A 24,322-nucleotide genomic window follows, 5' to 3' on the forward strand; every position below is an offset into this window, starting at 1 on the left:
GGCCCACCGGACACGCCACGGGAGCTGAATGGCCGGCGTTTCAGTATGACTTCCACGGCAATTGCTCAAATAAATGAAATACTCGTCTCATGCATGGAGCAACTGTATTATGAAAACCATGAAAGAATTCTGTAGAAAATGGGCCAAACGCATTGCCACGAAACAGATGGCGCTGATTGCCATCATCACATTGACGGCCACACTCATCGGCATGTGGGCCGCGCGGTTCGAGGGTCTCAAGATCCTCGGCGCGCTCATTATCGCCCTGCTCATCGGCATGGTGGTTCAGTTCCCGATTCGTGCCTGGTACACCAAGGATGATCCGCAACGTGCGGCAGGGGTGAAGGACGCAGCTGGTCTCATCGCCAACAAGTTCCTCCGTTTCGGCATCATCCTGCTTGGGTTCAAGCTCAATCTCGAACTGCTTTTCACCACCGGCGCGAAGTGTCTGCCCCTTGCCGCGCTCGTCGTGACCGTCACCGTGTTCGTCACCTACTGGATCTGCCGTTGGATGGGCGTCGACCCGCTCATGGCCATACTGGTCTCCTGCGGCACCGGCATCTGCGGAGCTGCGGCGGTCATGGGCGTCTCCGGCTCCATCAAGGTCTCCCCGAAACGTGAGAGCGAGAAGGAGAACGACGAAGTCACCGCAATCGCAATCGTCGCCATTATGGGCACCATCTTCGCATTGCTCGAAATCGCCATTCTGCCGCTGCTCAACCTCACCCAGCCCCAGGAGGGCTTCATTGCAGGTGGCTCACTCCACGAAATCGCCCATGCCGTCGCAGCCGGCGAAGGCCTCAACCGTCCGGTTCCCGCCGGTCAGGTCGATGCGGCCACCATGGCGAACATCATGAAGCTTTCCCGCGTGCTCATGCTCGTGTTCGTCTCGATCATCGTGGCCATCTGGTGGGATAAGCGCCATAGCGAGGTCACCGAGGTGGGTGGCAAGCGCAAGGTCGCATTCCCCTGGTTCATGCTCGGATTCATCGCCACGGCAGCCATCGGCACGCTGTTCCTGCAGACGGTTCCCGCCAGCGCCGGTTTCATCAACGCACTCGGCGGCAATGTGGCGAAGATCTTCCTCGGCATGGCCATGGCCTCCCTCGGCATCAACGTGAACTTCAAGGCGATTGCGAAGACCGGCGTCAAGCCACTCATCGCCAGCTTCATCGCCTCGATCATCCTGGTGCTCATCTGCTGGGGTCTGGCGGTGCTGTTCTTCTGACACCACCGGTATTTCGAAACCTATGTGTACCCATGTGAAAAGGGCCTTGGGACTATCCTAAGGCCCTTTTCACATGCCGTCACCTGCTGCTTCACACATGTCACACAGTGGTTTCCCGCTGCCGCTACAATGTATTCGGCCGGTGGCATAACGCCTATGGCCGCATTTTCCAAAGCTCAAGTGACCTCAGAGAGAAACGGCGAGGAAATCGTGACATCATTGAAGCAAATGTTCACATGGACGCTCCATGGAAACGGAAAAACACTCAAGCCCGGCGAGATCGTCGAACCGAAGGAGCGCCTCACCTGGCCTCGCACCATCGGCATCGGCGCACAGCACGTGGTGGCCATGTTCGGAGCCACATTCCTGGTCCCAATCCTCACGGGCTTCGACCCGTCGACCACACTGTTCTTCACGGCGTTCTCCACGGCGCTTTTCCTGCTCATCAACAAGAACCTGCTGCCGTCGTATCTGGGTTCCAGCTTCGGCTTCATCGCCCCGATCGCAGCCGTGGCAAGTTCCGGCAAAGGCATTGCCGTCGCGTCCTTCGGCATTCTGTGCACGGGCCTGCTGCTCGCGATCATAGGCTTCGTCGTCCAGTGGGCGGGCGCCATCTGGATCGACCGAATCATGCCCCCTGTGGTCAATGGTGCCATCGTGGCCATCATCGGCTTCAATCTGGCCCCGAATGTCTGGACCAATTTCAAGGCCGCCCCTGACACCGCATTGGTCACCCTTGCAGCCGTGCTGCTCATCGCCGTGCTATTCAAGGGGCTCATCGGCCGACTCAACATCCTCCTCGGCGTGCTCGTAGGCTACGCCTACGCATGCATTCGCGGACAGGTCGATTTCCAGGCCATCGAACAGGCCGCCTGGGTCGGCTTCCCGAAGTTCCACCTGCCTCAGGCCGACTTCACGATCCTGCCGATGTTCCTGCCTGTCGTGCTCGTGCTCATCGCCGAGAACGTCGGCCATGTGAAGTCCGTTGCCCAGATGACCGGCCATAACTATGACGACCAGATCGGCACCGCCCTCATCGCCGATGGCCTGGGTACGACAGTCGCGGGCATCGGTGGCGGTTCGGGCACCACCACTTACGGCGAGAACATCGGCGTCATGGCCGCCACCAAGGTGTACTCCACGGCCGCCTACTGGTGCGCCGCGGGATTTGCCTTCCTGCTTTCGCTGTGCCCGAAGTTCGGTCAGGTGGTCAATTCGATCCCGGTAGGCGTACTCGGCGGCGTCACCTGCCTGCTCTACGGCATGATCGGCATGATCGGCGTGCAGATCTGGGTGGACAACAAGGTCGACTTCGCCAAACCGATCAACATCATGACGGCCTCGGTCGTCATGATCGTCGGCATCGCGAACTTCGAGTTCAATGTGAACGGCATCCAGTTCAACGGCATCGCCATCGGCTCCATCATCGTGCTCGTGCTCTACCATGGCATGAAGGCCATCGGCCGCGCCACCGGCACCATCGTCAAGGAGGCGCCGGAGCCCACACCACAGGAACGCAAGTTCGAGAACCTCGACGAACCAATAGATCCGACGCGCTAACACGCTGATTCATCGATTGACAACAAGCCGGGTGAGCCTGTACGCCACCCGGCTTTCCCATATCCGGCCCCATCCATCTCCCGCAACGATATAGACAAGACATCGTCATACTGTTGTTCCAAACAGTATGGAGGCTTTATGGAGCTGTACAGGAACAATGAGATCCCACCCATCGAATACACGCCAGGCACCAGCGAATTTCGCGACGCAGTGATCGGTCTGGCCCGTTACTGGACGGCGATTGCGGAGGATCTGCATGCCGACGAACCGGGCGTACAGGAGCGCACGGCAGCCGCCTGCCTCAGATTCCGCAAGGAATGCGCGATGTTCGACTATGCACGCGCATTGCAATGGCACGATCCGCAAGGTGTGTATGTGCACACCGACATCCCCTACCTGCCGGACGGCGGCTACCGGGACGGCGAAGTGCGCGGCCATCTGCTCGACGTCTACATCCCACGCGATGCCATAGTTCGCGGCGGCAACACATTGCCGGTGTACATAGACATCCACGGCGGCGGGTTCACCTATGGGTACAAGGAGCTCAACCGCAATTTCAACACGCATCTCGCCGATCTCGGGTTCGGCGTGTTCTCGCTGAACTACAGACCGGCTCCGCAGACCGATCTCGTCGGCCAATTGCACGACATCCAGGCGGCGCTGTGCTGGATCGGCGAGCATATCACACAGTTCCCCGTCAGTCCGGACAACATCTTCATCACCGGCGATTCGGCCGGTGCATGCCTGAGTCTGCTCACCTTGCTCATCGAGCACAACGACGATGCCGCCCACGCATTCGGCATCGAACGGGCGTCGGGAATCCACCTGCGCGGAGCTTCGCTCATCTCGGGAGTCTATGACATCACGCCGAGTTCGCCAATGCGCGCGCGACTTGCCGAAACAGTGGGAAACGAGTTCTTCGCAGGACTTGACGATGCCACCGTGTTCCTGGATCCCGCGGATTGGCTCACACAGGGCATCGGCATCCCACCCCTGTTCCTGGTGACGAGCAGCGACGACTTTGTGCAGTCGGAGACGCTGGCCTTGGCGACGTCCCTCGCCCGCAATGGCCGTGATTTCGAACTCCATGATTTCAAGGTGCCATGCACGCAGACACTCGGCCATGTGTTCCCCGTCGGCATGACCTGGCTTCCGGAAAGCGAACGTGTGCTACACGGCATACGGGAATTCTCCTACCCTTTGACACGATAGATTGTTCACCCTAAAAGATACGAAATTAACCCTGTTTTTTTTGTAGAAAGTAGCCTTCTCTGTACGTTGCCTGCATGAATTGTCATGGAATGGGCAGCATGCATGCATACGGCTTGCATAAATGATTTCTATGATGAGAGCAACAGCAAAAGAAAGGTCAACACCATGACTACCACAACGAACAATATGGATTCGAACAACATGAACAACGGCACGGCTAACGGAGGTTCCACGCCGGGCGCCTCCAGCGACGGCGACCTCGACTTCCAGGGCAAGGCCGACGCAGCCGAGAAGGGCGAGAAGGGATGCGGCTGCAACTGCAGCGCGAAGCAGACCGAGAGCCGCGAACAGCCGAAATCGAACGAGGTTCGCCAGCCTGCAGAGCCGAGCAATCCGTTCCCGCAGTCCGAAGCCCCCAGCGGTGACGGCACGGGTATCAAGGCCGGCGGCGGGCAGGCCGAGTGATTCCGCTCCCCTATCGCAACATCTTGCGATTCTGGATGCAAATTCAAGCTCCGCTCCGATACGCGGGGCTTTTTTATGCCCTCAGCGGCGGTCGATGCACAATTCGGCGCGCCTTGGCTAGGCTATACGTTCAGGATGTTTGGTAACCAAGGAGGTCATATGCAAATGGACGAACCGGGGATGCAGATGCTCGACGGCGTGGCGGATATGGTGAGCATCCAGCCCGAGGCGACGGTCTCGCGCACCGCGATGAGAACCGAAGGCGGCAACGTCGTGCTATTCGCCTTCGATTCGGGGCAGGAACTGAGCGAACACACGGCCGCCATGCCGGCGTTCATACAGGTGCTCCGTGGACGCCTGCTCGTCAACGGCGGCGACGACGAACGCGAGGTGGCCCCCGGCGACCTCGTCTATTTGCCGACCCGACTGCCGCACGCGGTGAAGGCACTTGAGCCTTCGGTGATGATGCTCACGATGATCACTGCTGCACGCGCAGCCGATGCCATCGACGGATGAGCCGAGGGTGAAGGAGCACAATGCCGCATGGCCCTCCCGGGTCATGCGGCATTGACGTCTTCGGCCAAGGCCCTCGGCCATATGCCGATCATTTACTCACATTGAACTTGAACTCGACGATGTCGCCGTCCTGCATCACATAGTCCTTGCCTTCGAGGCGCAGTTTGCCCTCTTCCTTGATTTTCGCCATCGAACCGTAGGCCTCTACGAAATCGTCGTATGAGACCACCTCGGCCTTGATGAATCCCTTCTCGAAATCGGTGTGGATGACGCCGGCCGCCTGTGGAGCGGTCCAACCCTTGTGGATCTGCCAGGCGCGCACCTCCTTCTCCCCTGCGGTGAGGAAGGTCTGCAGGCCGAGAATGTCGAAGCCCACGCGAGCGAGCTGGTCGAGCCCGGACTCGTCCAGTCCCGCATCCTCGAGCATCTCGCGAGCATCCGCCTCATCGAGTTCGGTGAGTTCGGATTCGAACTGCGCATTGAGGAAGATCGCCGGGGCGGGTGCCACCGACTTCGCCAGACGCTGCTTGAGTTCCTCGTTCTGCAGCTCCGAATCGTCCACATTGAACACGTAGATGAACGGTTTGGCGGTGAGCAGGTGCAGGTCGTACACCTCTTCCTTCTTGATCTCGCCGGCCTGCGCAGCCTGATCGATGGTGCGACCGGATTCGAGGATCTCCTTTGCCTTGAGCACGGCATCCATGTAGCTTTTCTCGATCTTCTTGCCGCGCAGGTCCTTCTCGAGCTTCGGCAGCGCGTTGTCGATCGTCTGCAGATCGGCGAGAATGAGCTCTGTGTTGATCGTGTCGATGTCATCGTCGGGATCGACATGGCCGTTCACATGGATGATGTCGTCGTCTTCGAACGCTCGCACGACCTCGCAGATTGCATCCGCCTCGCGAATGTTCGCGAGGAACTTGTTGCCCAGTCCCTCGCCTTCGCTCGCGCCCTTGACGATGCCGGCGATGTCGACGAAGGTGACGGTTGCCGGCACGATCTTGTCGGTGTGCACAAGCTCGGCCAGTACCGGCAGCCGTTTGTCGGGCAGTGGCACGATGCCGGTGTTCGGTTCGATCGTGGCGAATGGGTAATTCTCCGCAAGCACGTTGTTGCGGGTGAGCGCGTTGAACATGGTGGACTTGCCCACATTGGGCAGGCCGACAATTCCGATAGTAAGAGACATAGTGCCTACACTAGCGGTCTGCCAAGTCATTTCACCGGTTTTGCACATCTACGCGAAACGCCGGTGCGGCAGCGTGGACCACGCTCCCTCACCGGCGTCACGGCATTCGTTCGGAATACAGACGAGAACGATTCAGCCCTGCTCGATGGCATCGACCGCACTGATAACCGCACCACGGAACGCACGGTTCTCGAGTTCGGCGACACCCTTGATGGTGGTGCCGCCAGGCGAACACACCGCATCTTTCATGGCACCCGGGTGAACTCCCGAGTCGAGGCACAGGGCACCGACACCTTCAATCATCTTCGCGGCCAAACGATATGCGGTCGCACGCTGCAGACCGTACTTGACGCCGGCGTCGCCGAGCGCCTCCAAGTACATGTCGGTGAACGCCGGGGCACAACCGGCGATGCACATCGCAATCCCCATATGCGCGGTATCGACCTCCTCGATGAGCGATATACGGGAGAACAGGTCGACGAATCCCTGGCATTGGCTCGGGGTGAGGGTGTTCACGTTCTCACAGATCAGCACCCCCTGGGCCACGGCCATCGGAGTGTTCGGAATCGTGCACTGGATGTGGATGCCGGTGGCCGCCCCACCGAACAGGGTCTGGTATCTCGCCAGATCCCAGCCTGCGGCAAGCGATACGAGCATCTTCGAATCGTCGGCGAGTGCTCCGGCCATTGGAGCAAGTACATCCTCGACCTGATATGGTTTGATTGCCACGACCACCATGTCGGCGGCCGCGACGACCTCCTGCGGGGTGTGCATGGCAGTGCCGCCCACTGCCGCGATGTTGCGTTCCAACTTGTCGAAATGCGCGGCGCATGCCACAATGTCGTTCCCGTCGACCGCATGCGCACGGGTCAATCCCTGTGCGATTGCCTGTGCCATGTTGCCGTAGCCAATGAAACCAACCTTCATACCACTCTCCTGACAGTGTCCGATATGCCAATACTGTATACGACCTGCGGAAAAACCCGATGCTAGAACAGTTCGTGCAGGTCGCCGCGGTCGCGTGCCTCGTCGAAGAGATGACGGAAGACGATGCCACCGTGCACGCCATCGTGTTCGAACTCGTTCGTCACCCAATAATGCGAGTTTCCTATGCGCGAAAGTGTGTCGAGCTGCAGACCGCTGTCGACATACAGGTCGTCGAAATACACCGCACTGTTGAGCGGCACTGTGTTCGCGGCGAGTTGGTTCACGTTGTAGATCACCCCGAAATGCGTGTCCTGCATCAGCACGTCCATTGCGGCGCGGAAGGGTCTGAGCGCGCGCTCCTGCTCGAACATCCACGGGAAAATCGCCTCGCCGGTGAACAGCAACGGGCGCGCGTCAGTGCTGAACTGCGGCAGACTCCCATACACGTGGTCCGCCGCCCAATCAATGGGGGCGTCGAGGTCGCCGTCCGCGTAGATGAACTCCTGGAGCGGCCAATACAGCGGATTGGAATAGGTCGCGGTCATCGCATCGAACAGGAACTCGTCGGCGAGCGGGGAATCCGAGTTTGCCGAACCGTCGCCGTCGAGAAATGCCTCGTCGAAGAGCCAATGTACCCGTTCGAATGCCGGTTTCATCCCGAAACTCGAGCCGAGGGTCTGCAGACGCTCCACTGTGAACGGGTCGCCGTTGGGCAGCGTCACATCGGTGCTGCGCAGAATGTCGGCCACGCAGCCCACGCGTTTCGTGTCGAGCGGGTAGCGTGCGTAGAACTGTTCGGTCTTCGTCTGCATGCGTGGGAAGGTGTGCTCGTACACCTCCCTCGCGCTCGCCGGCACATGGGGTATGCCACCGGTGGTGAAACTGGCGATGAGGCTTTGGGGGAACAGCGAAAGGTATGTCAGCGTCAGGAATCCGCCGTAGCTCTGCCCGAGCGTCACCCAGCGCTCCCCATCGAACTCGGTGCGCCGCAGGTGCTCGAAGTCGCGCACAATGGGGCCGGCGAGGAATTTCTTCAGATACTCCGCAGCCTGCCGTCCGTCCATATTCGCCACGGTGTGTGAGTCGATATGCGAGGAACGCCCGGTGCCGCGTTGATCGGGCAGCACCACACGGAAATGCTTGATGGCCTCGGCAACCCAGCCATCGGAGTCGGGCGAGAGCGGGCGGGGAGCCGCGCCGCCGGGACCCCCTTGCAGGAACACCAGCAACGGCAACCGGTCGTTCACATGCTCCGGGGCACAGACCACGCGGTAGAACAGGCGAATCGTCTCTCCATCGAATCCCATGCCTGGCTCATGGCCATCCCAGTCGAGTGGCACGTCGATCGCATACTCAGACACATGGAGTCCCGGAACATAGTATTCATTGAGCAGTGCCATCATACTCCCTCACGGCATTTGAACGATGCAATGCCTTCAATCTCACCCACATGCACCGACAAGGAGGCACAATCATCCCACAGACCCATGTGCAGGTGGTCTGTGGCCTATATGCTGAAGATATGGGAGAACGCTTGAAAGCCTTCTTGGCGACACACCGCATGCTGGTCATCGACACCATGGCCACCATGCTGATCTGCCTGCTGTGGGCCATCACCACGATCCCGCCATTTCTGGAGGATGGCCTGCTGTTGCGCTGGGATGCCGACGGGTGGACGCGCATCTGGTCGATTCTGCTCACGTTGCCCTTCGCATTGCGCCGCACGAAGCCGCATGCCGCCGCCATCTGGTTCGTCGTCACGGTGGCGGTGCAGCTGGTGTTCGGGCCGGCATTCCTCTTTGCGGATGCCATGGCGTTGCCCATGTTCTATTCGGCGGTGGTCTATGATTGCCGGAACCGGACCCGCGAATACGCCATCATGGCGTTGGCCTTCGATGTCGCCACCGTCGCCGTGATCGTATTCGCGAACACCCATGGCACAATCTTCGGGCGCAATCACATGGCGATCCTGTCAGGGGTCTATGCCTGTGCGCCCGAGGGGGCCGGATTCTCGATGCAGTCATGTGCAGCCGCCAGCATGGAATCGAGCCTCCTCTACTTCATCATGTTCACGCTGGTACTGGCCACCACGCTCGTGGCCGCACTATGGCAACGGGCGCGCCAACACACGATCCGCATGTTGGGCGAGCGGAATGCGGCCATAGCCGCCCGGGAGCAGGAGGAGAAACTCATCGCCGCCTCGGCCGAACGTGCGCGCATCGCCCGTGACATGCACGACATCGTGGCCCATACCCTTTCGATCATCATCATCCAATCCGACGGTGGGCGGTATGCCGCCACCCATGATGTGCAACTGGCACGGTCGACGATGGACACCATTCGGCACGAGGCCGAACATGCGATGCACGATATGAAGCAGCTGCTCGGTGTATTCGGGGGCTCGTCGCATGCCGACTACCACGATATCAATGCCTTGATCGAGCAGGCGGCCAAGGTCTCCCCCGACATCCACGTGCGACGTGAGCTCGTGGGTGAGCCCTCACCGCAGCTATTGAGCGAGTCGGCGAGTGTGGCCATGTACCACGTGGTGCAGGAGGCATTGACGAACGTACGCAAATACGCGGGGCTCAATGTGAACGTCGAAGTGCGTGAGGAGTGGAACAGCGGAACCCTTTCCTTCACCATCAGCGACGACGGACGTGGTGCCTCGGCGGCCATGGATGGGCATAAGGCCGGCTACGGTCTGCTTGGCATGAACGAACGCATCGAAGCCGTCGGCGGCATGGTGGAGGCAGGCCCCCGTCTCAACGGCGGTTTCGCAGTGCATGCTGAGGTCCCATTGGCCACCTCCGTGCAGCAGGCCGGCATCGGCTCGGAATCGCTCCTGCAGGCAAGTGCGATGCACACAGCAATGCACGGCGGCTCCTCCGCCGTGGAAGTCTCGGAGGAAAGCTGGGACGGTGATGCGGCCAACAGTACCGGAGCAGACGTGGATGACAGGGATGCTCAGCAGGGCAACGACAAGGGCGACCACGAGATTTGGCCCAATTTCATGCAACTGGGCGAGTCGTTGCGTTCCAAACCCATCGCGCAGATACACGAGGACGGACACGAGAACTGGATTACCAGACTGTCACATTGGGCCGAGCACCATTATGTGCTCACCGACACGATTCTCGTCGCTGTGACGACCGCCATCATCGTGACGGTTCCTGGCGGCATGGAGCTGCAGGTCGCCGGCTACCACTTCTCCTCGGCATCCGGCGCCTTTGGGGTGATGATGACCGTACTGCTTATGCTGCCACTGTGCTGGCGCAGGCGTTTCCCTCGTGCGGTCGCATTGGCGTTCGCCATTCTCGTGTTCCTGCAACTGGTTTTCGTGAGACCATTGTTCACCGCCGATTTGGCGGCGCCATTCATCGCCTATGCCGCCATGCTCTACAGCAGCAAACGGGGCACCTGGAAATGGCTCAGCGCACTGATTGCACTCGATGGGCTGCTGTTTGCGTTCAAGACGATGCTGCTTGTCGAGGGCCACACCTCGGTCGTCGAGTGGATGCTTCATGCCACGCCTGCATTGCGACCCGAAGATGGCACCGTCAGCATCGAGTTCGCCAGTCAAGTGTTCATCGAATTCGCCGTATTGTCCATCATGGTGTGCCTGCTGGCGATGGCGCTCGGCGCATGGGTCAAGATCAGCGGATCGAATCCGCAGGTGCTGGAAGCCCGGGCCGAGGCGCTGCGCGAAGAGCAGCGCAAACAACGTATCTCCGCCGCCAACCGTGAACGCGACCGCATCAGCGCGAGCATCCAATCCGAGGTGAGTGAAACGCTCAACAGCGTGATTGTCGAGACAACGCAGGAAATATCGATCATCGACCATCAGCTTGCGCAGGGAGAGGAGCCGTCTGCAGAATGGATCAGTCAGGCGTTCGCGGCCATCGGCAGTCAGGGACGCACCGCTTTGAAGCGCATGCGCGAACTGCTTGGTGTGCTGAGGGAAACCGGTGCCAGCGATGAGACGAATCCTTCGCAGAATCAGCTCAATCTGACGCCCGCGAAATCGCTTGACGAGCAGATCTCCGCCGCGCAGAGCCGTGGTGTGGGCAATGCCTAGAATTCACCGCGTTCCCGCAGTCCACAGCAGGTATGCATATGTTCCACACATGTCTGGAATCTGCATGAAGGCATGCGTTTCGCTAGAGTGGAAGCATGGCAGACGCAAGCAGGATTCGTATGGTCATCGCAGATGATCAGGAACTCGTCCGTGCCGGGTTCACCATGGTGATCAACTCGCAGCCCGACATGCAAGTCGTCGGGCAGGCCTCCGACGGCACGCAGGCGGTGCAGCTCGTCGAACGGCTCCACCCCGACATTGTGCTCATGGACGTGCGTATGCCGAGTATGGACGGATTGGCGGCCACTGCGCAGATCACGTCACATGCCGATGGCGAGCAGCACACCCGTGTGATCATTCTCACCACCTTTGATCTCGACGAGTACGTCATGTCGGCAATCAACGCAGGTGCTTCCGGCTTCCTGCTCAAAGACACCGAACCCGAGACGCTGCTCAACTCGATCCGCACCGTGCACCAAGGCAATGCCATCATCGCACCGACCGCCACAAAACGGCTCATCGAAAAGATGATGGAGACGGGCGTCACCCAGGAAGGGCCCGGCAGACAGCAGTCAGAAGTCGCCGCCGAATACACGGATCCGGAGCTTGCCACCCTCACCGAACGCGAACGCGAGGTGCTCATTGAGATCGCCCATGGACTGTCGAACCAGGAGATCGCCGACAAGCTGTTCATCTCACTGCCCACCGTGAAAACGCATGTGGCGCATATTCTGCAGAAGATCAACGCCCGCGACCGCGTGCAGGCGGTGGTCTTCGCCTATGAGAACCACCTGGTGTAGTCCGTACCGTTCAGGCATATGCGAAAGCCGGCCAGTTGGAGACTACTGGCCGGCTTTGCCGTGATGTCAGGTATAAACTCCATACCCGACATCAGGTATTTGATATCCTTCCAAATCAGGCTTCGGCGAGCGCCTCCACCGGCGGCGTCTTCACTGCACGGCGTGCGGGGAACACGCTGGCGATGAGCGAGCAGACGATGGCGATGGCCAGGATGATCGCGTAGGTTCCCCAGTCGATCACGTAGACGACGTCGGCAATCGAACTCATCACGATGTAGATGCCGAGCCAGCCGAACAGCGTGCCGACGACCATGCCCACCACGCTCGTGACCAGCGAGATCAGCAGGGCCTCGATTGCAAGGGAGGCGCGGAGCTGGCCGCGTGTCATGCCGATGGCGCGCAGCGTGGCCGATTCCCTGGTGCGTTCGATCACCGACAGGCTCAGCGTGTTCGCCACGCCGATGACGGCGATGACCACGGCCACTGCGAGCAATGCGACGAGCAGCATGAGCATCATGTTGACCATGCTCTCCCACTGGTTGCGTTCCGCCACCGGGCCTCCGACTGAAACGTTCGGGTAGACTTCAAGGTCTTGCTCGATGGTCTCGAACACATCCGAGAGCGACATGTCAGACGGCACATTGAGCTTGATGAGCATAGCATTGCCGTCCGCCTTGAACGTGCCGTCGTCGAACAGCGCCGTGTTCACGAAGGCGACCGCCTCGTTGTTCTGTGCGCTGCGCTTGTAGTCGCGCTGTTCCACATGCAGATCGACCGGGTGCTGCGACGGATTGCCTTCGGCATCGGTTTGGCTCAGACGCACCGTGTTGTTGGCGAAGGTGAACGATGCTCCGGTTGCGTTGTTGACGAGCGGCATGATCGCATCACCGGCCCCGAATGCAGGCGCGGGATTGTCGATCGAGATGTTGAGCACCGACTGCAATGCCGCGATGTCGGGCACGCCAATGACCGTCGTGGGCACCGCATGCCCCTGCTCGTCGGTGAATTCCGCGCTCGCGGTCTTCGCATACAGCAGTGAGCCGACTCCCCGTTCGCTTCTCACCTTGTTCGCGGCGTGCTGCGGGATATTCGGGCCATAGGCCACGACGTCGACACTGTAGCGGGTGTCGAGTGCCTGATTCATCGTCGCTTTCGCGGCGGCGGCACCGGTGGCCAACGTGGAGATGAGCGTGACGCCTATGAGCAGTGCCGTTCCCGTGGCGGCAATGCGTCGCGGGTTCTTCTGGATGTTGGCATTGGCGAGCTTGGCGGCCGGCCCGAACATCGAGACGAACGCTCCCACGCCCTTCATGAGCCAAGGCAACCAGAACAGCGCCGTCATGGCCAGTCCGATGAATGTGAGCATGCAGCCGCCGACACCGGCGAGCAATGCGCTGGCGGAGATATCGCCATCCTTGCTGTGGTTCATCGGGATGGCGATCAAGGCGAGCGCGACGCCGAGGGCCAGGAACAGGCAGCCGAAGACGGCGCGACCCACACGGGCCCGATGCTGGTTGGAGATCTCAAGCGGTCTCATGGCTTCCAACGGGGTCACGCTGGTGGCGGTGCGTGCGGCGCTCACAGATGCGAGTACCGTCATTGCAACACCGAAGAGCACGGGCAATGCGATGACCTGCCAGCTCATATTCAGCGTCAGTCGCATGCCGCCGAGAGACTGGTCCCGTGTGGCAATGGAGGCCAATGCCATGAGGCCGGTTCCCACGCCCACGCCGAGTATCGAGGACACGAGTCCGAGCATACCCGCCTCCTCAAGCACCGACACGTAGAGCTGGCGCTTGGTGGCACCGATGGTGCGCAGCAATGCCAGCGTACGGCGGCGCTGCGCCACGAGCACCTGGAACGTGTTCGCGATGACAAGCGCGGCGACCACCAGAGCGAGCACACCGAAGGCGAGCAGGAACTGCTTGGTCACGTCACCACCGTTGGAGCTGAGGGATTTGATGGCCTGCTCTTCCATATGCGCGCGATCCTGCAGCGTCAGCCCCGGCGAAAGCGCGGCCTTCACCTGCGCGACCACGGTGGATTCATGTGCCGGCTCGATGTGCAGGTACGCAGCGGTCGCTGGTATCGCATCGAAGGAGGCGACATCCGAATAGGCGACCATGAGGTCGTTCGAGGCGACGGAGGCACCGTTGTAATAGCCATACACGTTGTTCGGATCGGTGGTGAGACCCGTGATCGTCGCCTGCACGTCCTGCGCATCGTCGCCATGTTGCGCATGCGACGAGATGGTGTCTCCCACCTTGAGGTTCCACTGCTCGGCAAGCTTCCTCGGTATTGCAATCTGCCGGGCACCATCCGGTTCGGGGGCGTTGCCCTCTACGATCGAAACCGGGAGCAGCTTGGGGTCGGCACTCGTCGACAACGCCACCCCGCTGCCGTGCTGGGAGCCGGTATTCAGTATGACACTGCGCGTGACATCGGCACGGACGCCTTCCACTCCCCCGATGCCCGCTATGGTATTGAGCTTAAGACCACCAACCGTTGAGTCGTGTGCATCGTCGCCGGATTGCGCATCCGCCGTGACCGCATAGTTCGAGCCGCCGAACTGGCCGGTGGTCTGTTCGCGCAATGAGGCGTCGAAGGCGTTCGTGAACAGCAGCGTCGCGGCAATGAACGCCGTGCCGATGAGAATGGCGATACCCGCGGGAATCAGCATTCTCAGGTTCTTCTTCATCATCTTCATCGTGATTGACAACATGGTATTCCTTCGGATTCAGGATCGTCTGTGCTCTTGGCCTGCATTAGCGACGCTGCTGCGGCGGCTTCGGAGCCTGCATGAGGGTTCCCTGTGCCGGCTGGCCGCCGATGTCCGCCGGATTGTTCCGGGGCTGCCGCGCAATGGGTGGATTCTGGTTTGCCGGCATCGTCTGAACTGCGGAGCGCCCGGCGGTCTTCGTGGAACGTTCGCGCTCCTTCATGAGCAGATCACTCATCTGCGCCGGTTGCGGGTCGGAGACGTCGGCGATGATGTGTCCGTCGGAGAATACGATGGCACGGTCTGCATAGGAGGCGGCCACCGGATCATGCGTGACCATGATGATCGTCTGCCCCAATTCCCGTACCGAGGCCTTGAGGAAGCCAAGCACCTCGGCGCTTGAAGCGGAGTCGAGGGCACCGGTGGGTTCGTCTGCGAACACGAGCGACGGCCTGGTGATGAGGGCGCGTGCGATGGCCACACGCTGCTGCTGACCTCCAGACAATTCGTTCGGACGGTGGCCCAGACGTTCACGCAGTCCAAGTGTGTCCACCAGACGGTCGAACCATGCACGGTCCACCTTCTTGCCCGCCAAAGTCAGGGGCATCACGATGTTCTGCTCGGCCGTGAACATCGGCAGCAGATTGAAGCTTTGGAAGATGAAACCGATGTAGTTGCGGCGCAGCAGCGTGAGCTGCTTGTCGTTGAGCTTCGTCAGGTCGCGCCCCTGGAACACGACGCTGCCGCTGGTGGCCGAGTCCAGACCGCTCATCACATGCATCAGCGTCGATTTTCCGGATCCGGACGGTCCCATAATCGCCGTGAACCGGCCCTGCTCGAACTGCACGTTGACATCTTTCAACGCATGCACCAGGCTTTCACCCGTGCCATAGTCCTTCACCAGATCGATGGCCTCGATCGCCACCGGCGTATGGGTCGGCTGGTGAATCTGGTCAACCATGTTCTGCAACGCGGAATTCGACATGTTCTCTCCTTCTTGGGGCCTTCGCCACTTCAATCACGTGCTCTGACGTGCATATCTGCGAATATATGCCCTACAACCATGCCGACCCATCACCCGCAAGGGTGAAAAACATTCGGGGCTCATCCTTGAGGATGAGCCCCGAACACAACATCGTGGTGAATTCACCACCCGAATACGACCATCATCACAATTACGGCGGCGATGTACACCAGCACCAGTATCAGCAGCATCCAATCGGTCAGACGCATATGCGCCGGATGCAGATATGTGCGTTTGGCACCCATGCGGTCTATATGCGCACCGTGAGCCAAAGCTGTGATGCTGCGGGCGCGGTTCAGGTGGCTCAAATGGGCTGGTGCCGCAATGATCGCACGAGCATGAGCGCTGCACCATGCAGCAGTGCGGGTGAGGGGATTGTGCTTGCCAATGCGCGCATACCGTCCACGGATGTGTTGGGTGAGCACCAGGTCATGCACGGTGGCCGCATAGGTCGGCAGCCACTGGATCGCATCCGTCACGGCGGCCCCTGCCGTGTATGGCAATCCCAGTCCCGCCAGACCACTGATCCAGGCGGCACGCGAAGTGGTGAACAACACGGTGAACACGGCGAACACGATATCTGCGATACGGAGCGCCACCACCGCGCATAGATCCATGGTGCCGGAGGTGACCAGCCAGCTTCCCCATCGCCACAAGGTCCAGCCGGGCAGATGCACGGTGAGGAGCATGATGCAGAACACAATGACGATCACCGGCAGGAAGAATGACCACACCTTGAGCGTCTTGCGTGCAGGTATGCGGGTGGACAGCAGGAACAGGTGCTCCGCGAGGAGCATGGCCGTCAGGAATACCCAGTTTCCCCAAATCGAACACATGACGATAACGGCGATCATGGTGAACAGCTTCACACGTACATCCACTCGGTTGAGCCAACCATCAACCGGGACATAGAACTGCGAACGCATCAGACTCTCCCCTCCTGATCATGGTCCAATGAGCGCAACTGCGCGGAATGCAGAGGGCCAAAGTCCACTATGCGCCCTTCCTCCATACGCAGGGCATGGGTGCAGTAGCGTTCCACGAGATCATCGTCATTGCTTGCCATGATCACGGTGATGCCTTGCTTGTTGAGGTCTCGCACTAAGGTCATGAACTTCGTTTTGAGCCGGTAATCCAACCCGGACACCGGTTCATCAAGCACAAGTATGGGTGCCTGCGTGGCCAATGTGGAGGCCAGTGCCACGAGTCTGGTTTGCCCGGTGCTCAGCCGAATGGGATCGGCATCTTCAATGTCGAACAGGTCAAATGCCCGGATGAGCGCATTGACACGCTTGTTCACCTCTTGGGCTGGCACGCCCAGGGCACGCGGGGCGAATTCGATTTCCTTGCGCACGTTGCGCGTCAGCATCATATGCAACGGGTCCTGATCGAGATAGGCCACTTCACGGGCCATGCGGCGCACCCGGCACTCGGCGGTGTCGTTCTCGTCCACAATCACATGGCCACGCGAGGGCAGAATCTGAGAATTCATCATCGACAGCAAGGTCGTCTTGCCGGATCCGTTCGGGCCCACGACGCCCACGAATGAGCCGCGGGGGATGCGCAGGTTCACGTCGCGCAATTGGGGGGCATCGCTGTTCTCGCTGTGCGGGTGGAGGTAGTACACATGATCGAAGATGATGATCGGATCGGTCACGTCCTGCGGCTCAAGACGGGCGATTGTCAACGGCGTGTGGTCGTCGCGAGATCTGCTCACGCCCACCGATTCCAGCAACGACGCCTCGCGGAGGAACACTTCGCGTGTGGTACGGCGGATCACCTCACCGCCCACCATCACCAACACCGAATCGGCATGCTCCCGCAGCCAACGAGTGTCGAGGTCGATCATCACCACCGACGTGTGGTTGCGCTTCATGAGGTCGTCCAGAATGGCATAGAGATCCTGTGCGCCGTCTTCGTCGAGCACCGCCAGCACCTCATCGAGAATGAGCACCTCGGGCTCTGCTGCGATGGCCGAGCCTATGGCGACGCGCATCATCTCGCCTTCGGAGAGCATACGCGGATCGCGGTGCCGGAGTCCCTCTATATGCAGTCGGTCAAGCACCTCATCGACACGGGAGCGTATTTCGTCCGGCGCCACACCCCTATTCTCCAAGGGGAATGCGATTTCGTTCTCCACCTCGTTGGTGACGAACAAATCCACCGGGTTCTGGGGCACATACCCCACCTTGGCGGAGATATTAGAGACGCTCGTGCTTTTCACGTTCATGCCAGCCACCCTGATGAAACCGGTAAGCGTGCCATCGAGAATATGAGGGATGATACCGGTGAGGGCCTGCGCCAATGTGGACTTGCCCGAACCGGTCGGCCCTACTATCCCGGCCAGGGTTCCCTCCGCCACATAACAACTCACATCATGCAGTGCCCCTCTTGGCGTGCCGTGCGCCGAGGAGGGCGCATACTGCCAACCCAGGTTCATCACGGTGATTACATCGGTCACAATCGGCTCCATCAATCTCACAACAAGTGCGCTTGGCTGGGTGAACTTCTACCCTACGTTCACACGTAACCGTAAGCATACTATGTCATCTCGTTGATATCCTGCATCATTCGAGCTGACCCGTCCATGGGCGAACGATTCGCGCCCATGGACGGCGGCACCGACAAACGGGAGATCCCGCATGCCCACGCATGCGGGATCTCCCCAGAAAAGCTGTTGACCATATGCATGGCATACGTCATACATGCTCAATCGGCGAAGCCGGAGGCGCGCACCGCCTCGAATCCGCCTTTCAGATCGTCGATGATGTCGTCGATGTACTCGGTGCCGATCGACAGACGGATTGTTCCCTGATGTATGCCCTGATCCTCCAACTCAGTCTCGGACTCCTGAGAATGCGTCGTGGAAGCCGGGTGAATCACCAAGCTCTTCGCATCGGCCACATTGGCCAGCAGCGAGAACAGATGCAAATTGTCAATGAATACCCGGGCTGCATCCTTGCCGCCCCGAATGTCGAAAGTGAAGATGGATCCGGCACCATTCGGGAAGTATTTCTCGTACAGGTCGTGGTCAGGGCGTCCCTCGATCGATGGATGCGAGATCGACTCGACTTCGGGCACGGTTTTGAGGTAATCGATCACTTTGAGCGCATTCTCCACATGGCGCTCGACGCGCAGTGACAGCGTCTCGGTGCCCTGCAGCAGCAGGAAGGCCGAGAACGGCGAGAGCGTGGCACCCGTGTCGCGCAGCAGGACCGCGCGGATGCGGGTCACGAATGAAACCGGCCCGAGCGCCTCATAGAAGTTGAGGCCATGATACGAGGGATCCGGTTCGGTGAGCGTCGGGAATTTGCCTGGCACCGCATCCCACTTGAAATCGCCTCCCTCGACGATCACGCCCCCGAGCGTGGTGCCGTGGCCACCTATGAATTTCGTGGCGGATTCCACTACGATGTCCGCACCATGTTCGAGTGGGCGGAACAGATATGGCGTGGCGAAGGTGTTGTCTACAATCACCGGCAAGTGGTGCCGGTGTGCGATCTCGGTGATTGCGTCAAAATCGGGCAGGTCGGCGTTCGGATTGCCGAAGGTCTCGAAATAGACGAGTTTCGTGTTGTCTGCGATCGCCTCCTCGAATGCGTGGGGATCGTTGGCGTCGACGAAGGTGGTGGTGATGCCGTCGCGTGGCAAGGTGTGGCGCAGCAGATTGAACGTGCCCCCGTATATGTTCTTGGCGGCCACGATATGGTCACCGGCCTGCGTGATGTTACGCACGGCGTACTCCACGGCCGCAGCACCCGAGGCGACCGCCAATCCCGCGGTGCCCCCTTCGAGCGCTGCGATGCGGTCTTCGAACACCCCTTGTGTCGTATTGGTCAATCGCCCGTAGATGTTGCCCGGGTCGGCCAGACCGAATCGGGCCTCGGCGTGGTCGAAGTCGTGGAATACATAGCTGGTCGTCTGGTAGATCGGCACTGCACGGGCGTCGCTGGCCGGGTCTGCGCTCTCCTGGCCGACATGCAGCTGCAGTGTCTCGAAATGGTATGGTGTGTGGGTTTCCTGTGCGCTCATGGTGTTCCTTACGCTCATGCACGTTGCCGTGCGTCGTTTTCGTCTGGCGACCCTCGGGTCTGGGCAGCAGATTAGGGAACTCGCACAGCACAATGCAAGCCAGACGTTATCGCGATTGGTTATACCCGTTTATCAATCGGCGCCTGCGCACCTGAACATGGGATCCGTCAGTCCCCACGAGACGGAGGCGACACGCCGAGACCCTGTGGTGGACCATCTCATCCATGCAACACGGCAGGAATGCGCTTGGCATATCGTTCACCTATTGTATGAGGCATATATGGTCGATGACTGCAAGGAGCAATATGCCAGAAGTGCTTTACGAACGCAATCGCGAATATATTCCACGCATCGCAGCGGTGCATGACATGTGCGGGTACGGCAAATGCTCGCTCACCGCCGCCATCCCGATCCTCTCGGCTGCCGGATGCGATGTCTGCCCGGTGCCGACCGCTCTGTTCTCGGCGCATACTCGCTACAAGGTGTTCACCATGGAAGACACCACCGACATGCTGGGCGGATACCTCGACGCCTGGCAGCAGGAGGGCGTTGAGCTCGATGGCGTCTACTCCGGATTCCTCGGCTCCCCCGATCAGGTGGCGATCATACAGCGACTGTATCGCGAGTACCCCAAGTCGCTGCGTTTTGTCGACCCGGTAATGGGCGATGCCGGTGAGATGTATGCCACGTACACGGCACAGCTTTGCGAGGCGATGGGCGCGCTCGTCGATGGCGCGGACCTGCTCATGCCGAACCTGACCGAATCCTCCATTCTCACCGGCACTGAGTACCCCGGACAGGACATCACGAACGAGCAGGTCAGGCAGATCATTGGCAATCTGTTCGATATGGGCGCCAAGAACGTCGTGCTCAAGGGCATCGACCACAATGACGGCCGAATTCGCAACTTCGTGGCCAATGCCAAGGAGGGCGTGGACCGGATGACCGAATGCGTGCACGAGAAACTGCCCTACATGTGCCATGGCACCGGCGACGCGTTCGCCTCCGCCATGATCGGGGGCGTGATGGCCGGACTCGACCTTGCAGCGGCCTCCAGACTTGCCGGCGAATTCGTGCACAACGCGATGGTCCAGACGAAGTTCCAGCCCGACTATCAGGATCGTGGCGTGAGTTTCGAACTGAGCCTGGGAGATTTGACCAGCCTCGTGGATTGAGCAGGTCGTGGATCTGACGCATTCGCCCCGCATGAAAATGCGGGGCGAATGCGTATTCCAATGCCGACACGCACAGTGGACATCCCGAATGTGAATAACCGCTTGGGTGTCCACATTCGACACCAATGCAAGCCGGGTTATCCACAAATCTTCAAAGCCGGTTGCATGCGTGCCGCGATGTTGCTGGACTTGGAGCATGGACATTACATCACAGCACAACAGCACATCGCCGACACTGGCGACCATACCCACGCAGACAGTCGTGGACGCGGATACCTTCGAGCAATGCAAGGCCATGCTCTTGGCCCCGGACCTCACCGCCAAGCAGATCGGCTCCCTGGGAGAGCGGCTTTGCCGGGCATGGCTGATCGAACATCATTGGCACGTGTTGGCCTGCAACTGGCACTGCCGGTTCGGCGAGATCGACATCATCGCGCTTACCTCGCACAGCACCATCGTATTCGTCGAGGTCAAGACGCGTAGATCCACATCATGCGGCATCCCCGAGGAGGCAGTGCATGCTGCCAAACAGATGCGTGTTCGTCGGGCCGCAATATGCTGGCTCGGTGAGCATGGATCGACCATACGCCACATCGGAGTGCGTTTCGATGTCATCGCCGTCACCGTCACACCCACCGACGTCTTCATTCATCATGTGCCGGAGGCGTTCTGATGGCTCTGGGAACAGCATTGTCAGTCGGGCTGGTGGGGCTCAAGGCCTTCATGATTCAGTTGCAGGCATTCATCTCTCCTGGCCTGCCGTTCTTCTCCATCATCGGGCTGCCCGACGCGTCGCTGAGCGAGGCCAGAGAGCGCGTGAAATCGGCATGCACCGCAAGCGGCTTCAAATGGCCCCAGACCCGGGTGACCGTCAACATGTCGCCGGCCTCGATGCCCAAACGAGGTTCTTCACACGATCTTGCCATCGCCGCCAGTGTGCTCAGCGCCTCGGAATTCATAGAGCCCGACGCGTTGGACAACACTGTGCTACTCGGCGAGCTCAACCTCGATGGCACGGTGCTGCCCATCAACGGCCTGCTGCCAATCATGCTGCATATGAAGGAGCATGGCATGAACCGCGTCGTGGTTCCCCGTGCCAACCGCGATGAGGCTGAACTGATTGACGGCTTGGATGTCATGTACGTCTCGCATCTGGGTGAACTCATCGAATTGTTCGGAGGTCGTGCCAACTACACGGTCCATGAGATTCATGTGGACACCCGAAGACGCGACCTGCCGGAGGGCAATCTGCTGCCTGTCGGCGACATGAACGAAGTGGTGGGCCAGCACGACGCGAAGGAGGCGCTGAAGATCGCAGCAGCCGGAGGACACCATGTGCTCATGACCGGGCCACCCGGCATGGGCAAAACCATGCTCGCCTCACGCTTCCCCGGCATACTCGCCCCGCTGAACCAACAACAGCAATTCGAAGTGGCATCCATTCGTTCGCTCTGCGGCCAGCTGGGCACCCACGGCATCGACAGCATGCCGCCATTCGAGGCTCCGCACCACACCGCCTCCGTCGCCTCATTGGTGGGAGGAGGCACCGGCCTGGGAGAACCGGGATCGGTGACACGCGCCCACCATGGGGTTCTGTTCCTCGACGAGGCGCCTGAATTCGCACCACGCGTGCTGCAATCGCTCAGGGAACCATTGGAGGCTGGGTATGTCGCCGTGTCACGGTCCAGGGGAACCACAATCTTCCCCGCACAATTCCAACTCATCATGGCGGCGAACCCATGCCCCTGCGGCTATGGGTATGGCACCGGCGAACGCTGCACCTGCAGGGAACGCGACCGCATACGGTATTTCAGCCGACTCTCCGGCCCCATTCTCGACCGCGTCGACATGCAGCTGCAGGTATGCCCCGTTTCCCACATAGGGTCCCGGCAGTTGCCGGAAGGCGACAGCAGCGAGCGCATCCGCCAGCAGGTCATCGCTGCACGGTCCATGGCGGTGGAGCGATTCCGATCATTCGGCTGGACAAGCAATGCCCAAGCTGCAGGGTCGTGGTTACGTGAGCACACTCCCCACCGTGTGCTCGCCGTGGTGAACCAGGCGCTCTCCTCCTATCAGATCAGTCTGCGAGGGGCCTACCGCGTGATGAAGCTCTCATGGACCATCTGCGATCTCGATGGACGTACAAGTCCGAACCTTGACGATGTCGACCGCGCGCTCTCGTTGCGCACCACTGAAGTCAACTGAACCTACCCGGCCCCACCTTGAAACGGAGAAGACATGACCGCCCTCACCCATCAGACCACGTCACAATCACACACGGCACCCGCACAACCCACGTTGAGCGCCAAGGCGCTGCTGCAGTCTGACGACGAAGCGCTCGCCCGCATGTTGCTGACCCACTGCAGCGAATGCGCCAATGCGCTCATGACCTCGTTGCTGAAGGGATGCGACAGCGAACATCCAGGTGTGGAGGCACTGCGCGCGCTGCTCATGGTTGCATGCGCCACCACCGAACAGGAGCAACGACGCGCACGCAACACCTTGGAATGCATGTTCATTCTGGGCACGGCACGCTGGGGCCGCAAGGCGCGCAGCGAAGGCGTGGCATCCTTCCAGCTGGCCTCACAACGGTGGATCGGCCGCCTGCTGCAGCTGCCGACCTTCGACCCGGATGCGCTATGCGCACTGTTCACCGGACAAGGCGCCTATACCGTTGTCATTCCCGGTTCGCCCTACTGGCCAGAGTCGTTGGAGGACCTCGACGTGCGCTCTGATTGGGCGCCTCCACTTGCCTTGTGGGTGCAGGGCGACGCAACGGCCCTCACATCATGTGATCGCCCGGTGTCCATAGTGGGTTCGCGTGGCGTGAATGAATATGGGCGTCACGTTGCGAGGAACCTGGCCTGCCAGACGGCCTTGAATGGCCATCTCGTCGTTTCCGGCGGTGCCATGGGCATCGATGCCGCGGCGCATTGGGGAGCGCTCGAGGCCATGAATCAGCTCGGAGCCAAAGTAGCCGGAAGAACCGTGGCGATATTCGCCGGCGGACTCGACCATTGTGGCCCCACCACGAATATGCGGCTCTTCGAGCAGATCTGCGCCCAGCATGGAGCCTTGGTGTCGGAATGCACCCCGAGCACGATACCGGAGCCACGTCGGTTCCTGCTGCGCAATCGGCTGATCGCGGCACTGGCCTATTCGGTCGTGGTCGCACAGGCCCGGCTGCGCTCCGGAGCGCTCAATACGGCAGGCTGGGCGAACGAGATGAACCGCAGGCTCTTCGCAGTGCCGGGCGAGATCACGACACCCGCGCATGCCGGGTGCAACAGGCTCATCGCCGACCAGCAGGCGTCGTTGCTCTCCAGCACCTCGGACATCGAGCAACTGTGCCATGAGACCCATGCACCGAGCATCAGACCATAAACGTCAGGCCCTATGGCAG

At 60.3% G+C, this 24,322-nt stretch carries 19 protein-coding genes; 11 read left to right on the forward strand and 8 right to left on the reverse strand.

Annotation, left to right across the window (positions count from 1 at the left end):
• Positions 1 to 118 precede the first annotated feature (118 nt).
• The 5 genes from OGI63_RS09825 (at position 119) to OGI63_RS09845 (ending at position 4,981) form a co-directional block, all read left to right on the forward strand.
• A complete protein-coding gene (locus OGI63_RS09825; protein ID WP_012619901.1) occupies positions 119 to 1,228 on the forward strand; it encodes a YeiH family protein in 1,110 nt (369 codons plus the stop codon).
• Positions 1,229 to 1,456: 228 nt separating this feature from the next.
• Entirely contained in the window at positions 1,457 to 2,788 is a 1,332-nt protein-coding gene (locus OGI63_RS09830; RefSeq protein ID WP_004217675.1) for a uracil-xanthine permease family protein, read from the forward strand.
• 138 nt (positions 2,789 to 2,926) lie between these two features.
• Complete coding sequence (locus OGI63_RS09835; protein ID WP_004217674.1) at positions 2,927 to 4,000, forward strand: alpha/beta hydrolase; 1,074 nt, start codon at positions 2,927 to 2,929, stop codon at positions 3,998 to 4,000.
• 165 nt (positions 4,001 to 4,165) lie between these two features.
• Positions 4,166 to 4,465 (forward strand): hypothetical protein, encoded by a 300-nt coding sequence (locus tag OGI63_RS09840; protein WP_012619899.1) that lies wholly within the window; start codon positions 4,166 to 4,168, stop codon positions 4,463 to 4,465.
• 165 nt (positions 4,466 to 4,630) lie between these two features.
• Positions 4,631 to 4,981, forward strand: coding sequence for a cupin domain-containing protein (locus OGI63_RS09845; protein WP_004269118.1), 351 nt, complete (start codon positions 4,631 to 4,633; stop codon positions 4,979 to 4,981).
• Between the two features lie 88 nt (positions 4,982 to 5,069).
• On the opposite strand, the gene ychF is transcribed toward OGI63_RS09845, so the two are convergent.
• The 3 genes from ychF to OGI63_RS09860 all read right to left on the reverse strand — a co-directional run bounded on the left by ychF (position 5,070) and on the right by OGI63_RS09860 (position 8,491).
• Positions 5,070 to 6,164, reverse strand: a complete 1,095-nt coding sequence (gene ychF / locus OGI63_RS09850) for a redox-regulated ATPase YchF (RefSeq protein ID WP_004217671.1) — start codon at positions 6,162 to 6,164, stop codon at positions 5,070 to 5,072.
• A 132-nt stretch (positions 6,165 to 6,296) separates the two neighbouring features.
• A complete protein-coding gene (gene proC / locus OGI63_RS09855) occupies positions 6,297 to 7,091 on the reverse strand; it encodes a pyrroline-5-carboxylate reductase (RefSeq protein WP_004217670.1) in 795 nt (264 codons plus the stop codon).
• Positions 7,092 to 7,153: 62 nt separating this feature from the next.
• Entirely contained in the window at positions 7,154 to 8,491 is a 1,338-nt protein-coding gene (locus tag OGI63_RS09860; protein WP_004217669.1) for an alpha/beta fold hydrolase, read from the reverse strand.
• Between the two features lie 122 nt (positions 8,492 to 8,613).
• Here OGI63_RS09860 and OGI63_RS09865 point away from each other — a divergent pair, with 122 nt between their 5' ends.
• Positions 8,614 to 11,169, forward strand: a complete 2,556-nt coding sequence (locus tag OGI63_RS09865) for a histidine kinase (RefSeq protein ID WP_004269120.1) — start codon at positions 8,614 to 8,616, stop codon at positions 11,167 to 11,169.
• A gap of 95 nt (positions 11,170 to 11,264) precedes the next feature.
• Entirely contained in the window at positions 11,265 to 11,969 is a 705-nt protein-coding gene (locus OGI63_RS09870; RefSeq protein ID WP_004269122.1) for a response regulator, read from the forward strand.
• A 115-nt stretch (positions 11,970 to 12,084) separates the two neighbouring features.
• Here the strand turns inward: OGI63_RS09870 and OGI63_RS09875 are convergent, their stop codons facing one another.
• The 5 genes from OGI63_RS09875 to OGI63_RS09895 form a co-directional block, all read right to left on the reverse strand.
• Positions 12,085 to 14,691 carry an ABC transporter permease gene (locus OGI63_RS09875; protein WP_004217665.1) on the reverse strand — a complete coding sequence of 869 codons (2,607 nt, stop codon included), beginning with the start codon at positions 14,689 to 14,691 and terminating at the stop codon, positions 12,085 to 12,087.
• Between the two features lie 43 nt (positions 14,692 to 14,734).
• Positions 14,735 to 15,649, reverse strand: a complete 915-nt coding sequence (locus OGI63_RS09880; RefSeq protein ID WP_012619898.1) for an ABC transporter ATP-binding protein — start codon at positions 15,647 to 15,649, stop codon at positions 14,735 to 14,737.
• 185 nt (positions 15,650 to 15,834) lie between these two features.
• Positions 15,835 to 16,638, reverse strand: coding sequence for an energy-coupling factor transporter transmembrane component T family protein (locus tag OGI63_RS09885; protein WP_004217661.1), 804 nt, complete (start codon positions 16,636 to 16,638; stop codon positions 15,835 to 15,837).
• The gene (locus OGI63_RS09890; RefSeq protein ID WP_014483177.1) at positions 16,638 to 18,185 is read right to left on the reverse strand and encodes an ABC transporter ATP-binding protein; all 1,548 of its coding nucleotides are present in this window, start codon (positions 18,183 to 18,185) and stop codon (positions 16,638 to 16,640) included. Before OGI63_RS09890 ends, OGI63_RS09885 begins: the two co-directional genes overlap by 1 nt.
• Before the next feature lie 236 nt (positions 18,186 to 18,421).
• Positions 18,422 to 19,744 (reverse strand): O-acetylhomoserine aminocarboxypropyltransferase/cysteine synthase family protein, encoded by a 1,323-nt coding sequence (locus OGI63_RS09895; protein ID WP_004217656.1) that lies wholly within the window; start codon positions 19,742 to 19,744, stop codon positions 18,422 to 18,424.
• Between the two features lie 305 nt (positions 19,745 to 20,049).
• Here OGI63_RS09895 and OGI63_RS09900 point away from each other — a divergent pair, with 305 nt between their 5' ends.
• The 4 genes from OGI63_RS09900 (at position 20,050) to OGI63_RS09915 (ending at position 24,303) form a co-directional block, all read left to right on the forward strand.
• The gene (locus OGI63_RS09900) at positions 20,050 to 20,919 is read left to right on the forward strand and encodes a pyridoxamine kinase (protein ID WP_004217655.1); all 870 of its coding nucleotides are present in this window, start codon (positions 20,050 to 20,052) and stop codon (positions 20,917 to 20,919) included.
• Positions 20,920 to 21,115: 196 nt separating this feature from the next.
• Positions 21,116 to 21,592: a YraN family protein gene (locus tag OGI63_RS09905; RefSeq protein ID WP_004217654.1), complete on the forward strand. Its 477-nt coding sequence runs from the start codon at positions 21,116 to 21,118 to the stop codon at positions 21,590 to 21,592.
• Positions 21,592 to 23,124, forward strand: coding sequence for a YifB family Mg chelatase-like AAA ATPase (locus tag OGI63_RS09910; RefSeq protein ID WP_004217653.1), 1,533 nt, complete (start codon positions 21,592 to 21,594; stop codon positions 23,122 to 23,124). Before OGI63_RS09905 ends, OGI63_RS09910 begins: the two co-directional genes overlap by 1 nt.
• Before the next feature lie 33 nt (positions 23,125 to 23,157).
• Positions 23,158 to 24,303, forward strand: coding sequence for a DNA-processing protein DprA (locus OGI63_RS09915; RefSeq protein WP_004217651.1), 1,146 nt, complete (start codon positions 23,158 to 23,160; stop codon positions 24,301 to 24,303).
• Positions 24,304 to 24,322 lie beyond the last annotated feature (19 nt).

This window comes from Bifidobacterium sp. KRGSERBCFTRI (assembly GCF_025908335.1).

Bases quoted from the DNA above. Each gene is read 5' to 3' on its own strand.
- OGI63_RS09915 (WP_004217651.1), top strand. From the start codon at position 23,158: ATGACCGCCCTCACCCATCAGACCACGTCACAATCACACACGGCACCC.
- OGI63_RS09905 (WP_004217654.1), top strand. From the start codon at position 21,116: ATGGACATTACATCACAGCACAACAGCACATCGCCGACACTGGCGACC.
- OGI63_RS09845 (WP_004269118.1), top strand. From the start codon at position 4,631: ATGGACGAACCGGGGATGCAGATGCTCGACGGCGTGGCGGATATGGTG.
- OGI63_RS09880 (WP_012619898.1), bottom strand. From the start codon at position 15,649: ATGGTTGACCAGATTCACCAGCCGACCCATACGCCGGTGGCGATCGAG.
- proC (WP_004217670.1), bottom strand. From the start codon at position 7,091: ATGAAGGTTGGTTTCATTGGCTACGGCAACATGGCACAGGCAATCGCA.
- OGI63_RS09910 (WP_004217653.1), top strand. From the start codon at position 21,592: ATGGCTCTGGGAACAGCATTGTCAGTCGGGCTGGTGGGGCTCAAGGCC.
- ychF (WP_004217671.1), bottom strand. From the start codon at position 6,164: ATGTCTCTTACTATCGGAATTGTCGGCCTGCCCAATGTGGGCAAGTCC.
- OGI63_RS09895 (WP_004217656.1), bottom strand. From the start codon at position 19,744: ATGAGCGCACAGGAAACCCACACACCATACCATTTCGAGACACTGCAG.
- OGI63_RS09835 (WP_004217674.1), top strand. From the start codon at position 2,927: ATGGAGCTGTACAGGAACAATGAGATCCCACCCATCGAATACACGCCA.
- OGI63_RS09875 (WP_004217665.1), bottom strand. From the start codon at position 14,691: ATGTTGTCAATCACGATGAAGATGATGAAGAAGAACCTGAGAATGCTG.
- OGI63_RS09865 (WP_004269120.1), top strand. From the start codon at position 8,614: ATGGGAGAACGCTTGAAAGCCTTCTTGGCGACACACCGCATGCTGGTC.
- OGI63_RS09840 (WP_012619899.1), top strand. From the start codon at position 4,166: ATGACTACCACAACGAACAATATGGATTCGAACAACATGAACAACGGC.
- OGI63_RS09825 (WP_012619901.1), top strand. From the start codon at position 119: ATGAAAGAATTCTGTAGAAAATGGGCCAAACGCATTGCCACGAAACAG.
- OGI63_RS09860 (WP_004217669.1), bottom strand. From the start codon at position 8,491: ATGGCACTGCTCAATGAATACTATGTTCCGGGACTCCATGTGTCTGAG.
- OGI63_RS09885 (WP_004217661.1), bottom strand. From the start codon at position 16,638: ATGCGTTCGCAGTTCTATGTCCCGGTTGATGGTTGGCTCAACCGAGTG.
- OGI63_RS09890 (WP_014483177.1), bottom strand. From the start codon at position 18,185: ATGGAGCCGATTGTGACCGATGTAATCACCGTGATGAACCTGGGTTGG.
- OGI63_RS09870 (WP_004269122.1), top strand. From the start codon at position 11,265: ATGGCAGACGCAAGCAGGATTCGTATGGTCATCGCAGATGATCAGGAA.
- OGI63_RS09900 (WP_004217655.1), top strand. From the start codon at position 20,050: ATGCCAGAAGTGCTTTACGAACGCAATCGCGAATATATTCCACGCATC.
- OGI63_RS09830 (WP_004217675.1), top strand. From the start codon at position 1,457: ATGTTCACATGGACGCTCCATGGAAACGGAAAAACACTCAAGCCCGGC.